The following is a 14247-nucleotide window of genomic DNA, read 5'->3' as shown; positions in this document are numbered from 1 at the left end:
TGCGGACACCGACGGCGCGTCCTCGTACGCTCACCTCGTCGGACTCGACGCGCTGAGCCGTCCCTGCGCGTGTCGGTCGAGGTGCGTGCAGCGCCCCTCGACCCGCCCAGGAAGAGCACCCCGCCATGTCCTTCGAGCATCTCTATCCCGAGGTCCACGCCCTCGTCACCGAGCTCTGGGAGCACCCCGAACTCGGGTACTGCGAGCACCGCACCGCCCAGGCCGTCGAGCAGTTCCTGCTCCGGCACGGCGACGGGCTCGCCATCGAACGCTTCTCCACCACCGGGCTGAAGGTCTCCCTGCCATCGGCCGCCCCCGAAGACCGTGACCGTCGTCGCATCGCCGTCGTCGCCGAGCTCGACGCGGTGATCTCCCCCGCCCATCCCGCGTCCGACCCCGCCACCGGCGCTGTCCATGCCTGCGGCCATCACACCCAGGTCGGGATCGCACTGGCCGTGTGCGCACATCTGGTGGGCACCGGCGCCTGGAAGCAGGCGGACGTGGACCTGAGCTTCGTCTTCGTCCCCGCCGAGGAGTTCGTGGACCTCACCCACCGGGCGCAGCTGCGCCAGGACGGCACCATCACCTGGTTCGGCGGCAAGCCCGAGGCGATGATGCTCGGCGTGTTCGACGACATCGACGCCGCCGTCTGCCTGCACGCCATCGGCGGCCTGCAGCACGAGCCGACCATCGAGATCGATTGCGACCTCGCCGGATTCCTCTACAAGACGGTCGAGTTCGAGGGCACCGCCTCGCACGCCGGACTGGACCCCTTCAGCGGCACCAATGCCTTCGCCATGGCGACTCTGTTCACCACCGCGCTCGGACTGGGCCGCCAGCAGCTGCGCGAGGACGTGCTGGTGCGGATGAATCCCGTCATCCCCGCGACCGAGATGACGACGAACGTGGTGCCGCACCGGGTCACCGTCGGCACCGACGTCCGTTCCACGGACCTCGACTACCTCGGTGAGGTCGCCGCCCGCGTGGACCGCGCCGCGCACGGCTGCGCCGCCGCCCTGGGCGGCACCGCCCACGTCACCACCGAGATGGGCTATCTCCCCTTCGTGCAGGACCGCACGCTGAACGGGGCGTTCCGCGACGCCTTCGCAGCGGATCCGCGGATCAGCCATCTCATCGACGACCGCGGCGCGATCGCGGCGGCCGGCGACGCCGGTGACCTCTCGTTCATGATGCCGACGGTCCAGCTCTCCTACGGCGGCTTCGACGGCACCATCCACGGCAAGGACTTCCGGATGGTCGATCCCGAGCACGTGCTGATCGCCGTCCCGCGACTGCTGGTCCGGGCGCTGCTGACCATGGGGGCCCATCTGCCCGCACCTCTCCCCCGCCGCAGCTATGCGGACTACGTCTCCACGCTCGCCGCGATCGCGCCCGTGCCCGAGGCCGCGCTCGAGACGCAGCCCTCCTCCGACCCCACTCAGGAGCACTGATGACCACCGTCTCCCCCACCCCGACGACCGCCGCCCCGGCGCGCCGCGGAGTCGCCCTGGACATGGTGCTGCTGCTGCTCCTGGTGCTGCTGACGATCACGATCTCCGAGGGCATCGGCATCCGTTCCCTGCAGGTCACCTCCTCGATCACGATCACCGTGCTGCCGCTGGTGTTCGCCGTGATCCTCACGATGGCGCTGGGCGTCCCGGTGTGGCGCAAGGGGATCCTGCGCCGTGTCTACTCCGGGCGCAACGTCGCCTTCTCCGGCGCGTTCCTGATCATCATCATGCTGCCGCTGATGGCGCGGTACGGGGCGGACGTCGCCCCGCGGCTGGGCGAGATCATCTCCATCGGCTGGGTGTTCCTGCTGCAGGAGCTCGGCAACCTCGGCACCGTGGTGCTGGGCCTGCCGATCGCGCTGCTGCTCGGCCTGCGCCGCCACGCGATCGGCTCGACGCTGGGCCTGGGGCGGGAGGGGGAGCTCGCCTACATCACCGAGAAGTACACCCTGAACTCCGATCCCGGCCGCGGAGTGCTCTCGATCTATCTCATCGGCACCCTGTTCGGCGCGCTGTTCTTCTCCTTCCTCGCCCCGATCCTGCTGGGGACGGGGCTGGACGTCCGCGCTCTGGCGATCGCCTCGGGGATGGGGTCGGCGTCCATGATGACCGGATCCTCCTCGACGCTCGCCGCCCAGCTGCCTCAGATGCAGGACACGATCATCTCGTACGCGGCCGCGAGCCAGCTGCTGACCAGCTTCATCGGCACCTACACGATGGTCTTCCTGGCCGTCCCGCTGCAGCGGGCGATGTACAACCTGCTGATGCGGGGCAAGGATCGGCTGTCGGCGCCGAGCGCCGCCGCGACCGTCCGCACGGGCGGCTCCGGGGCGAGCGGTGGGGCCGGTCCGGGCGTCGGCGAGCTGTTCGCCGTGCGCCGCTACGGGATGTTCATGGGCGTGCTCCTGCTCTCGGTCTCCCTGGTGCTGTTCACCCAGCAGCTGAAGCTGTGGGTGAACCCGGAGTCGACGCCGATCACGGCTCTCACCCTCGGCGGACTGGCGACGCTGTGGCTGTTCTCCCTGCTCGGCCTCGTCATCGGGGACCTGATGACCCTCAGCCGCCTGCCGGTGGTAAGGGATTTCCCGGTGCTGGGCTGGGTCTCCTTGGTCTCGCTGGCCGGCTGCCTGGCCTGGAGCGGTTTCGTCGGCGCCATCGGTGCGGTCGACTTCCTGTCGCTGACCACCCCGATCCTCGCCTTCGCCGGGATCAGCGTCGCGGACCGTCTGGTGGATCTGTCCAGGACCTCGTGGAAAGTGGCGATCACCGCCATCTTCGTGTTCATCGGCACCTACGTCGGCTCTGCGCTGCTGGCACAGTTCGGCCTGTCCGTCACGGGGGCGTGACCGCGCGGCCCCTTCACAGCGACACGATCAGCAGCGTCCCCGCGTACACCAGCCCGGAGGCGATCAGCACGATGGTGGTGTAGCCGAGGATGTCGCGCATCTTCAGCCCGGCGATGGCCAGCAGCGGGAGCGCCCAGAACGGCTGGATCATGTTGGTCCACTGATCGCCGTAGGAGACGGCCATGATGGTGACCGCCGGATCCACGCCGAGATCGGCGCCGGCGCTCAGCATGATCGGGCCCTGCACCGCGAACTGTCCGCCGCCGGAGGGCACGAAGAAGTTCACCAGCCCTGACGCGAGGAACGCGAAGAGACCGAAGGTGGTGGTGTTCGAGATCGAGACGAAGGCGTCGGAGAACACCTGCACGAGCCCGGAGCTGACCATCATGCCCAGGATCCCCGCGTACAGCGGGAACTGCAGCAGGATCTCGCCCACGTTGGAGGCGGCGTTCTTGGTCAGGTGGATCAGCTCGAAGGGGTTCTTCACCAGCAGCAGGATCAGGGCGAGGAAGGACCAGTTCACGGTGTCCAGGGTCAGGGTGCCGCCCTGGACGAAGTGCAGCACCAGATACACCACCAGCGCGAGTCCGATCAGACCGGTCACGATCCGACTGGCGTCGAGCCGATCCGCCGGGGTGACGATCTCTTCCTGACCGTCCTTCACCTGCTCGCGGGCATCGACGGTGAGTTCGGTGACCCGGTCACCGCGTCGGGGAGCCACCAGGTAGAGCGCGAGCGCGACCACGAGGATCGTCACCGCGGCGGCGATCATGTTCCACGAGGAGAAGACGGTCTCGGTGATCGGGAGCGGCTGCCCGCCGAGGGGTTCCATGAGGAACGACTCCTCGGTGGCGGCGGTCAGCGGGCCGGAGGCCGAGTAGCCCATGTGCCAGACCACGAATCCGCCGAAGCCCGCGGCCACCAGCATCGGGAAGTGCAGCATCAGTCCGCGCTCCCGGCCCTGGTAGGCGACCTCGCGCGCCAGCAGGCCTCCCACCACCAGCCCGAGGCCCCAGGTGATGAGCGAGGCGATGGCGGCGACCACGAAGACGAAGACGTAGGCGGTCAGTTCGGTCCTCGGGAGCGAGGCGAGGAAGCCCAGGATCCTGCGCACCGGACCGGTGTTTGCCAGCATGTGCCCCAGCAGCAGGATCAGCGCCATCTGGGTCATGAAGGCCAGCAGACCGGACAGTCCATCACCCCAGTGCACGACCAGGTCCGTCGGGCCGGTGTCGGTGAGGATCAGCCCGAGGGCCGCGACGATGAAGGTCAGGACGATCGAGAACACGAGGGCGGAGGGGATGAACCGCTCCACCACGTGGTTCAGAGGGCGCATGGCGCGTGAGATCGCCGTGCCCTGCTTCCGGGTGGGGTCGGTCTCGGGTGCGCTGGACATGCAGTGGACTCCTCGGGCGTGGGGCCGGCCCGCACGACGTCGTGCCGAGGACCTGGGCCTGAACTGATGTGACTGCTGCCACCTTAGAACTTTCCGGGTATGACGAGGGGGAAACGGTCTGTCGCGCCGATCGGGACGCCGACGGGCCTCGGCGATACGCCGAGGCCCGTCGGCGCTTTCCTGCTGCCGGGGTCACTGCACCGGCGTCAGCTCCGAGAATTGGATCTTGAAGTCCGGGGACTCGATCGACATCACCTCGGTGAGATTCGAGGTTCTGTAGCAGGTGTCGTTTCCGTCCGTACCGGAGATGAGAGTGCCGGAGAAGGTCACCGTGTCCCCAGGGGCCAGGCCCAGGGCCGCGTCGTAGAGCTCGGTGCCCTGCTCGATGAGGGTCTCGTCCCCGATATCGGAGAGCGCGTTGTTCCAGGTGCCGATCTCGATGTCGTCCTCGATCTCGAGCACGACGACGGCCTTGCCCTCACCGTTGGCATCGACCGACTTCACGGTGCCGACCCAGTTCTGCACCTCGCCGTCGGGCACGGAGACGCACATCGCCTCACTGCGCACGTTCAGCACATTGGCCCGCTGCAGGTCGGTCTCGGCGGCCTCGGCCTCGGTACGCCCCTGAGCGACCGCGTCGGCCATCGCCTGCTGCGCCGCGGGAACGTCGACGGCGGGTGCCTCGGCGACCGGATCCTCGGCAGGCTCCTCCTCGACGACGGCTTCCTGAGCTGCCGGCTCGTCGGCAGCGGGGGCATCGTTCACCGCCTCCTCCGTCGCGGGCTCGTCCTCGACGACGGCCTCCTCGGAAGGTTCGGCACCCTCGTCCTCGACGGCCGACGCCGCGGCGACGACCTCCTCGGGCTCGGGCACCGCCGAGTCGTCACCGCTGCCGGCAGCCCCGTTGATCATGGCCATGATCAGGCCGAGCACGAGGACGATGGGCGTGACGATGAACGCGACCTTCTTGTTCTTCTCGTAGCCGGCGAGCTGCTGGCCGGTGCTGTCCCGCCCGCCGGTGAACACGATGATCAGGAGGTCGACGAGCGTCCAGATGCCGGCACCACCGCAGGTGATCAGCTTGAGGATGCCCAGCCCGATGAATCCGCGGTAGAAGCGGTCCACGCCCAGGAAGCCGAGGAAGAGCGCCAGCAGCCATGCCACCACGAAGTCCTTCGGCGGCTTCTGCATCGGCGCGTACGGGCCGGGCCCGCCCTGGTAGGAGCCGGGAGCGAACTGCGGAGCACCGGGAGCCTGCTGGCTGAAGGCAGGCTGTGCACCGTACTGCCCGTCCGGGGACGGCGCACCGTACGGCGAGGCACCGTACTGCGACTGCGGCTGCAGCGGCTGCTGCTGCGGCTGCCATCCACCGGGCTGCTGCGTGTGCTGGGGAGCCTGCCCGCCGGAGCCGGGGCTGTGCGGGGAATGCGGGCCGAAGCCCGGCTGCTGAGGGGAACCGCCGTGGGGCGGAGGCTGGGACGAGGACATGGAGGCTCCTTGGAGGAATCGGGCAGGCGAGCATCGCCCGAGGAGGAAAGAGGGGTGGCCCGTTCGGACGGAGTCGCTGGTGGATCACCGCATGTCCGATCGAGCTGTATGGATCATCAACGATCGGTACGACAGACGAAGGACAGGTCCACTTGGTGGATGGGTCCAGCCGGCAGGAACTGTGCCTTCACCTGCAGCAGAGTCGCCTGATGAACGGGCCCCGGTCAGCGATGCCGGCGCGAGCGCGTCAGCGCATCCCTGAGGCGGGTCGGGATCCGCAGTGCCCGCTGCGCCCGATCGTCGGCCTCGGCCACCCGGCGGGAGACGGTGCGCAGGCGCTTGTCCGTCGCCGCGAGCCGTGCCTCGGCCACGGCGGCGCGCTTCTCCGCGGCCTCCATCCGCTGCAGCGACTCCTCGAGGCGTTTCTCAGCCTCTTCGACCCGGCGACCGAGCTGCGCGAGCTGCTCCTGGGTCCGCTTCTGCCGTGCGGCGGCCTCCCGTCGGATCGCGGAGTGGGTCTGCTTGCGTCGGGCCTCGCGGTCCTGCAGCACGGCATGGCGGTGGGTGGTCTCCGGTGTCTCCCCGAGCCAGGTGGGACGGACGGCGGGCGGGAAGGACACCTGCCTGATCCGCTGCTCGTACTCGTGGCGCGCGGACTCCTGGCCCGGGTCGTAGATGTGCGCGAAGCCGTTGTCGTGCAGGAAGCTGCTCAGGGTGTCGAAGCGGTCGGCGTGGCCGCGGTTGAACTCCGTGAAGTCGGCTCGGGCGTACAGCTCCTCGACGGTCCCCGGAACCTCGTCACGCCCCCACGTCAGGGACGGGATGCCGTGGTAGCGCGCGAGCTCCAGGGTCCGGGAGTCGTGGGCCAGCATGACGCTGGGTGTTCCCGCGAGCACGGCGGCGATGTTGCCGTGCGCCCGGGCCCCGAAGGAGAAATCCATCTGCGAGAGACGCTCGATCCACGGATAGGCATCGATGAACATCTCGGCCCGCGCCGCCGTGAACTGGGAATGCGAGCGCTCCAGCGGCAGGCGCGGATCCGCGGTCTCGTAGGGAGAGGTCGCCCAGAGCATCAGCTCCAGGGTGCCGTGCTCCTGCGGGATGTAGGTGGCGCGATAGTGATGCTCCGCGTCCGCGATGAGGTCCCCGCCGAAGGGATCCTTCGTCTCCATGTTGTAGGCGACCTGTGCGCCGGCCTCGAGCTCTGCGGGCACCTCGACCCGGTGTCCGGGGCCGTGGAGGGTCAGGGAGGGGCATCCCACCACGAGCACGTCCTTGAACCCCAGGGAGTGGAGATAGTCCGCGGTCATCTCGCCCCGCACGGTCAGTGCGCTGGATCCGTTCAGGACCGCCCGGGCGAACCGCGTGATCGTCGGCTCCATCGCCTTCAGCTCCGACGGGTCGCCGTCCAGGGGCAGCTGCGCCCCGCCGGAGAGCATCACGAAGGGGATCGTGAGCCGTTCGAGGAAGTCCGCCGTGCGTCGCAGCTGATCCTCGAAATTCGGGCGGAAGGCGTTGGCCAGCGGCAGGATGAATCCGTCGTACTCGGCGTTCACCTCGGCGGCGTAGGCGCCGTTGATGCGGTAGTGGCTCGGTTCGACGACCGTGTCCCGCGTGGACAGCAGCTTGTGGGCGGCGGCACCGTAGATCAGGTTCCCGCTGTTCGTGCCGAGCAGGTTGTGATCGAGCGTATGGAAGGCATCGGCGACCTCGAACGGCGATTTGCCGAGCCTCATCAGATACCGCGTGGTCATGGAGTCTCCGCTCTGGCACGGAGCCGTGCTCCGCGCGGCGGGCCGCATTCGGGCCCTCTGCCCGAGGCTACCGGTCGCACCTCGAGTCGGCGGGACCTCGGCTGTAGGCTCATCTGATGATCAGTCGCGAAGTGCAGTTGGTCGCCGTGCCGGACGGATCCGTCCGGGCGGAGAGTTTCGGAGTGTTCGAGACCGAGGTCGACGCCCCGGGGGACCAGCAGGTCCTCGTGGAACTGCGACGACTCGGCCTGAACGCCGGACTCGCCCACCGTCTCGGCGGTGAGGGCACCGCCTACGGGCCGGGGATCGGCGTGGGCGATGTCCCGTCCAGCGACGCCGTCGTCGAGGTGCTCGAATCCGCTGCCGAGGGTTTCGCCCCCGGGGATCTCGCCGTCGCCAAGGTGCCGTGGTGCACGGCCGCCGTCGTCGATGCCGATCAGCTGCGCAGGATCGACCGTGCGACGCCCGAGCAGGACCTCGAGGCGTACCTGACGGTCCTGGGACACGTCGGCTTCACCGCCTACACCGGACTGATCCACATCGGCGAGGTCCGGCCCGAGGACATCGTCTGCGTCTCCGGTGCGGCCGGCGGCGTGGGCAGCTGCGTCGTGCAGTTCGCGAAGGCGCGCGGCGCGAGCGTCATAGGCGTCGCCGGCTCCGCGGAGAAGGTCGCGCTCCTGACGGACGTGCTCGGCGCGGACCGGGCGATCAACCGCCACGACGGGCCCGCCGCGGAGCTGCTGCGCGATGCCTCCCCCGACGGTATCGACCTGTACTACGACAACGTCGGCGGGGAACAGCTCGACGCGGCGCTCGAGGTGCTGAACGCCCGCGGTCGCATCGTGATCTGCGGCGCGGTCGCCGCCGGATCCGGCGGACCGTCCAACTACCGCCGGATGATCTACCAGGAGCTGTCCATGCGCGGGTTCACTGTCACGGCGCACGAGGATCTGCGGGCACAGTTCGAGTCCGAGGTCGGCGGCTGGCTGCGAGAGGGTGCGGTGCGCAGCCTGCACACCGTCTTCGACGGCATCGATCGGGTTCCCGAGGCCTTCGCCTCGCTCCTGGCCGGCGGCAGCTCAGGCCGGGTGATCGTCGCAGTCGACGGTCCCCGGTGACCGCTCCCCGTCGACTCCGCGTGTTCTCTCCCCGGCAGATCTCGGCCGTCCGTCCACAGCCTCCCCGGTCGGTCGCCACCCGCCGATCGGGCCGAATACAGTGGCCACCATGAGCACTCCGCCCGCCGCCGACCCGATCTCCGCACTCCGCGAGGGCGATGCCGGCCAGACCGACCGCGCGCTGGAGATCCTCTCGACGGTCTTCGGCTATGACGCCTTCCGCGGGGAGCAGGCGGAGATCATCGCGCAGCTCGCCTCCGGGGGCGACGCGGTGGTGCTGATGCCCACCGGTGGCGGCAAGTCGCTGTGCTATCAGATTCCCTCCCTGCTGCGGGCGGGCACCGGGATCGTGGTCTCCCCGCTGATCGCGCTGATGGCGGACCAGGTCGCGGCGCTCGAGGGCGTCGGCATCCGTGCCGCGTTCCTGAACTCCACCCTGGACTTCCACGAGGCGCAGGCGGTCGAGCAGCAGCTGCTGGCCGGGGAGCTGGACCTGCTGTACATGGCGCCGGAGCGGCTGGTCCTCCCCCGCACCCAGGAGCTGCTGCGCCGCGCGGAGCTGGCGCTGTTCGCGATCGATGAGGCGCACTGCGTCTCCCAGTGGGGCCATGACTTCCGCCCCGACTACCTGGGCCTCTCGGTGCTCGCCGAGACGTTCCCGCAGGTGCCGCGGATCGCCCTGACCGCGACCGCCACCGAGGCCACCCACCGCGAGCTCACCGAGCGCCTGCAGATGCAGCAGGCGACGCATTTCGTCTCCAGCTTCGACCGCCCCAACATCCAGTACCGCATCGAGCCCAAGGCCGCCCCGCGCGAGCAGCTGCTGCGGCTGATCACCTCCGAGCACGAGGGCGAGTCCGGGATCGTCTACTGCCTCTCCCGCAAGAGTGTCGAGCAGACCGCGGAGGCGCTGGTGGCGCGCGGGATCCCCGCCCTGCCCTACCACGCGGGCCTCGATGCGGCCGTGCGTCAGGACCATCAGGAGCGGTTCCTGCGGGCCGACGGGCTGATCATCGTGGCGACCATCGCCTTCGGGATGGGGATCGACAAGCCGGACGTCCGCTTCGTGGCCCACCTGGACCTGCCCAAGTCCATCGAGGGCTACTACCAGGAGACCGGTCGTGCGGGGCGTGACGGGCAGCCCTCGACCGCCTGGATGGCCTACGGCCTGGGGGACGTGGTCAGCCAGCGGAAGTTCATCGACACCGGTGAGGGCACCGAGCTGTTCAAGCGCAATGCCCGCTCCCATCTCGACGCGATGCTCGCCCTGTGCGAGACGGTCTCCTGCCGGCGCGTGCAGCTGCTGAGCTACTTCGGTCAGGACAGCGAGCCGTGCGGCAACTGCGACACCTGTCTGTCCCCGCCGCAGACCTGGGACGCGACCGTCGCGGCGCAGAAGCTGCTCTCGGCGCTGATCCGTCTGGACCGTGAACGGGGCCAGAAGTTCGGCTCCGGGCAGGTCATCGAGGTGCTGCGGGGTCGGGAGAACCAGCGCTCCAGCCAGTCCCGCCACCACGAGCTCAGCGTCTGGGGCATCGGCGAGGAGCTCAGCGAGAAGGAGTGGCGCACGGCGATCCGGCAGCTGCTGGCCCGCGGCATCGTCGAGGCCGAGGGGGACTACGGCGTCCTCGTGCCGGGCCCGCAGGCCGGTCCCGTGCTGCGCAGCGAGACGACCGTCGAACTGGCGGTGGACCGCAGCCCGCAGCGCGCCGCGCGCGGAGGCGGCCGACGGGCCGCAGGCGCCTCCCGCGCCGCCGAGAGCCTCGAGCCCGCCCAGCGCGAGCGCTTCGAGGCGCTGCGCACCTGGCGCACCTCGGTCGCGAAGGAGAAGCAGATCCCGCCCTACCTGGTCTTCTCCGACGCCACGCTGGTGGGGATCGTCGAGGCCGAACCGGAGACGGTCGCCCAGCTCGGAGCGGTCAGCGGGGTCGGGGCGAAGAAGCTCGCCGAATACGGTGAGGCCGTGCTCGAGGCGCTGCCGGGGTCGTCATGACCCCGCCGGAGTCGCCGGAGCCGGAGCCCGCATCCCACGAGCGCTTCACCCCGCCGCCGGCGGAACCGGTCTCACAGACCGAGGCCCGCTCGAACTTCTTCCTCGCCGTCGTCCTCAGCGGAGCGGGGTGCCTGCTGGTGCTGCTGGTGGTGCTCGCGCTGCTGCTCACCGGCGCCGTGGGCATGCCCCTGTGAGCAGCTGAGCCGCTCTCGCCTGTCCCACCCGTGCCGCAGACTGGTGCCATGACCATCGACTGGGTGCGCGGCACCTGTCCCCGCTGCGGGAGCGGCCAGGTGCTGCATCGCGTGATCGGCATGCCGGTGCTCGAGGCCTACGAGTCCTCTCCGCCGTGGGTGCTCTGGGAGGGGTGCATGGGCCTGGGGCCGGAGCGGGAGTGCCAGGAGTGCGGGCACGCCTGGCGGCCCGAGGACGTCGGCTTCGCCGAGGAACCGGAGCCCTGGTACGACCCCCGGACGGAGGCAGAGCACCCGGGCGATCCCGCGCCGCTGCGCGTGGTGGGCGCGGTGCTCGTCGACGGTGACCGCGTCCTCGCGGCCCGTCGAGCGCCCGAGAAGCACGCCGCCGGGCTGTGGGAGTTCCCCGGCGGGAAGATCGAGCCGGGCGAGTCCCCGCAGCAGGCGCTGTCCCGGGAGCTGGGCGAGGAACTGGGCACCGAGGTGGAGGTGGGCTGGTTGATCGGCCGCGGCGAGGGCCGGGCCGGGGACCGGGCGCTGCACCTGGACTGCTACTGGGTCCGCCTGACCGGCCCGGCACCCACCGTCAGCACCGACCACGACCTGCTGGACTGGGTGGCCCGCCGGGAGCTCGCCGGCCGGGCATGGGCCGGCCCCGACGTGCCGATCGTGGAGAGGATCGTCGCCGGGGCCGTGCCGCGGTTCCGGAGGGCCTGAGCTCTCTCAGCTCGGCGCGCCGCTGCCCCACTGGGCGATGAATGCCTCGCGCCGCTTCGCCTGCTCGACCGGGTCCGGCACCGGCAGGGAGGCGATCAGCTTGCGGGTGTACTCGTGCTGCGGCCGCTGCAGCACGTCGGGCCCGTGGCCCTGCTCGACCAGGTCGCCGCGGAACAGCACCCCGATCCGGTGGGCGAGGGTGTCGACCACCGCCAGGTCGTGGCTGATGAACAGCGCCGCGAAGTGCAGCCGCTCCTGCAGCTCCCGGAACAGGTCCAGCACCGTGGCCTGCACCGAGACGTCCAGCGCGCTGGTGGGCTCGTCGGCGACCAGCAGCTCCGGCTCGAGCACCAGGGCCCGGGCCAGGGAGATGCGCTGGCGCTGCCCGCCGGAGAGCTCATGGGGGAAGCGTCCGGCGTAGTGTCCGGGCAGCTCCACCGCCTCCAGGAAGGAGCGCACCTGCTGGCTGCGGGCTGCCGGGCTCAGCTGCGGCTCGTGCACCACCAGCGGCTCGGCGATGCACTGCTCGATGGTCAGGTGCGGGTTGAAGGAGGTGGCCGGGTCCTGGAACACGAAACCGATCCGGCGGCGCAGCGGCTTGAACGCCTTCTCCCTCATGCCGTTCATCTCGTGGCCCAGCACCGACAGGCTGCCGCCGGTGGTGCGCTCCAGGCCGGCGATGGCACGGCCGATGGTGGTCTTGCCGGAGCCCGACTCCCCCACCAGTCCGTACACCTCGCCGGCGCGGATCTCGAAGTCCACGCCCTTGACCGCTCGGAACGCCGGTTTGCCCAGCCGGCCCGGATACTCGATGACCAGGTCCTTCGCCATCACCACCGGTTCCGCCTCCTCCAGGGCGGTCTGCTGCGGGGTCGACAGCGCGGTCCAGGCGGAGTTGCGGCCCAGATGCGGCACGGCCGCGAGCAGCTTCTTGGTGTAGGCCTCCTGCGGGGCGGCGAACAGCTCCCGCGACGGGGACCGCTCGATGATCTTCCCGCGGTACATCACCGCGACCGAGTCGGCGAGATCCGCGACCACGCCCATGTTGTGGGTGATCACGATGACCGCGGTGCCGAAGCGGTCGCGCACGTCCCGCAGCAGCTCCAGGATCTCCGCCTGCACGGTGACGTCCAGGGCGGTGGTGGGCTCGTCGGCGACGATCAGCTCCGCGCCCAGCGCCAGCGCCATGGCGATCATGATGCGCTGCTTCTGCCCGCCGGAGAACTCGTGCGGGTAGCGGTCGATGCGCTCGGTCGCGTCCGGGATCCCCACCGATTCGAGGGCCTTCACGGCTTCGGCGCGGATCTGCTTGCGGGTGATCTTCGGGCGGTGCGCGCGCAGGCCCTCGCCGATCTGCCACCAGATGGGGAAGACCGGGTTCATGGCGCTGGAGGGCTCCTGGAAGATCATCGAGACGTCCTCGCCGCGCAGGGCGCGCAGCTGCGCCTGCGACAGCCCCACCAGGTCGGTGCCGGAGACGATCACCGCCCCGGAGGCCTCGGCCGTCTCGGGCAGCAGGCCCAGCACGGAGCGCGCGGTGACGGACTTGCCGGAGCCGGACTCGCCGACGATCGCGAGGATCTCCCCGGGCGCGACCTCGAGGCTCACCCCGTCGACCGCGTGGACGTCCCCGCCATCGGTGGCGAAGTGGATGTCGAGGTCTCGGATGGTCAGGCGGGTGTCGCTGCTCGTGTCGGTCATGCCGCCACCTTCTTCCTGGCGCCGCGGCGCCGGCGACGGGTGCGCAGGCGCGGATCGTTGAGATCGTTGATGGACTCGCCCACCAGGGTCACCCCGAGCACGGCCAGCGCGATCGCGAGGCCGGGGAACATACCGGTCCACCAGATCCCGCTGGTCGCGTCCGCCATCGCGCGGTTGAGGTCATAGCCCCACTCGGCGGCGCTGGTGGGCTCGATGCCGAAGCCCAGGAAGCCCAGCGCGGCCAGGGTGAGGATCGACTCGGAGGCGTTGAGCGTGAAGATCAGCGGCAGGGTGCGGGTGGCGTTGCGCAGCAGGTGCGTGCCCATGATGCGGCGATGCCCGGTGCCCACCACCTTCGCGGCCTCCACGAACGGCTCGGCCTTCAGCCGCACCACTTCGGCGCGGATCACGCGGAAGTACTGCGGGATGAACACCACCGTGATCGAGATGGCGGCGGCGAGGATGCCGGACCAGGCGCCCGACTGGCCACCGGAGATGGTGATCGACATGACGATCGCCAGCAGCAGCGCGGGGAAGGCGTAGACGGCGTCCGCGACCATCACCAGCACCCGGTCCAGCCAGCCGCCGACGTAGCCGGACAGCAGTCCCAGCGCCACACCGAGGAACAGGGAGGCGGTGACGGCGCAGGCCATCACCGCGACCGCGGTGCGGGTCCCCCAGATCACGCGGGAGAGCACATCGAAGCCGGTCACCGTGGTGCCCAGCAGGTGCGCGGCCGACGGCGGCTCCTGGGTGCCGAAGCGCACTCCGTCCTCCGAGGTCTGTGCGAAGCCGTAGGGCGCGAGCAACGGCGCCAGCAATGCGGACAGCAGCAGCACCACCACCAGCACCACGCCGGTGATCAGCATGCCGCGCTGCAGGCCGACGGAGCCGCGCAGGTGGCTGATGATCGGCAGGCGCAGATACCAGGGGCGGCGGCGCGCGACGGAGGCGTCACCGGCCTCGGCGGCCAGGTCGGTCGCCCCGGGATCGTCCTCGCCGGGGGGTTCAGGGTTCGACAGAGTCATC

The 14247-nt window shown here is 70.2% G+C and carries 11 protein-coding genes; 6 read left to right on the top strand and 5 right to left on the bottom strand.

The annotated features are described in order from the left end of the window. The first annotated feature begins 125 nt into the window (after positions 1-125). Together CFK38_RS09930 and CFK38_RS09925 are read left to right on the top strand one after the other, a co-directional pair. Entirely contained in the window at positions 126-1451 is a 1326-nt protein-coding gene (locus CFK38_RS09930; protein ID WP_096802924.1) for a M20/M25/M40 family metallo-hydrolase, read from the top strand. Next, complete coding sequence (locus CFK38_RS09925) at positions 1451-2857, top strand: DUF3100 domain-containing protein (protein WP_096802923.1); 1407 nt, start codon at positions 1451-1453, stop codon at positions 2855-2857. The genes CFK38_RS09930 and CFK38_RS09925 overlap by 1 nt, the downstream gene beginning before the upstream one ends. Positions 2858-2870: 13 nt before the next feature. Here CFK38_RS09925 and CFK38_RS09920 read toward each other — a convergent pair whose 3' ends face one another. The 3 genes from CFK38_RS09920 to CFK38_RS09910 form a co-directional block, all read right to left on the bottom strand. After that, positions 2871-4253, bottom strand: coding sequence for a short-chain fatty acid transporter (locus CFK38_RS09920; protein WP_245850975.1), 1383 nt, complete (start codon positions 4251-4253; stop codon positions 2871-2873). 192 nt (positions 4254-4445) lie between these two features. Then, entirely contained in the window at positions 4446-5741 is a 1296-nt protein-coding gene (locus tag CFK38_RS17600; RefSeq protein WP_096802922.1) for a TM2 domain-containing protein, read from the bottom strand. 224 nt (positions 5742-5965) lie between these two features. After that, entirely contained in the window at positions 5966-7495 is a 1530-nt protein-coding gene (locus CFK38_RS09910; protein WP_096802921.1) for a polysaccharide pyruvyl transferase family protein, read from the bottom strand. 116 nt (positions 7496-7611) lie between these two features. Here CFK38_RS09910 and CFK38_RS09905 point away from each other — a divergent pair, with 116 nt between their 5' ends. From CFK38_RS09905 to CFK38_RS17775, 4 genes are all read left to right on the top strand, one after another. After that, positions 7612-8613, top strand: a complete 1002-nt coding sequence (locus CFK38_RS09905; protein WP_096802920.1) for an MDR family NADP-dependent oxidoreductase — start codon at positions 7612-7614, stop codon at positions 8611-8613. Between the two features lie 109 nt (positions 8614-8722). Then, positions 8723-10606 carry a DNA helicase RecQ gene (gene recQ / locus CFK38_RS09900; RefSeq protein ID WP_096804303.1) on the top strand — a complete coding sequence of 628 codons (1884 nt, stop codon included), beginning with the start codon at positions 8723-8725 and terminating at the stop codon, positions 10604-10606. Beyond that, on the top strand, positions 10603-10800 hold the full coding sequence (locus CFK38_RS09895; RefSeq protein ID WP_096802919.1) for a hypothetical protein: 198 nt from the start codon (positions 10603-10605) through the stop codon (positions 10798-10800). The genes recQ and CFK38_RS09895 overlap by 4 nt, the downstream gene beginning before the upstream one ends. A gap of 48 nt (positions 10801-10848) precedes the next feature. Further along, positions 10849-11517 (top strand): (deoxy)nucleoside triphosphate pyrophosphohydrolase, encoded by a 669-nt coding sequence (locus CFK38_RS17775; protein ID WP_275542273.1) that lies wholly within the window; start codon positions 10849-10851, stop codon positions 11515-11517. 6 nt (positions 11518-11523) lie between these two features. Here the strand turns inward: CFK38_RS17775 and CFK38_RS09885 are convergent, their stop codons facing one another. Further along, positions 11524-13218 carry an ABC transporter ATP-binding protein gene (locus CFK38_RS09885; protein ID WP_096802918.1) on the bottom strand — a complete coding sequence of 565 codons (1695 nt, stop codon included), beginning with the start codon at positions 13216-13218 and terminating at the stop codon, positions 11524-11526. Next, positions 13215-14246: an ABC transporter permease gene (locus tag CFK38_RS09880; RefSeq protein WP_096802917.1), complete on the bottom strand. Its 1032-nt coding sequence runs from the start codon at positions 14244-14246 to the stop codon at positions 13215-13217. Before CFK38_RS09880 ends, CFK38_RS09885 begins: the two co-directional genes overlap by 4 nt. Position 14247: the final 1 nt, after the last annotated feature.

Origin of the sequence: Brachybacterium vulturis (assembly GCF_002407185.1) — a bacterium.
GTDB classification, from domain to species: domain Bacteria; phylum Actinomycetota; class Actinomycetes; order Actinomycetales; family Dermabacteraceae; genus Brachybacterium; species Brachybacterium vulturis.
Note: the sequence above shows the minus strand (reverse complement) of the source record. Positions and strands in the feature narration are given on the sequence as shown.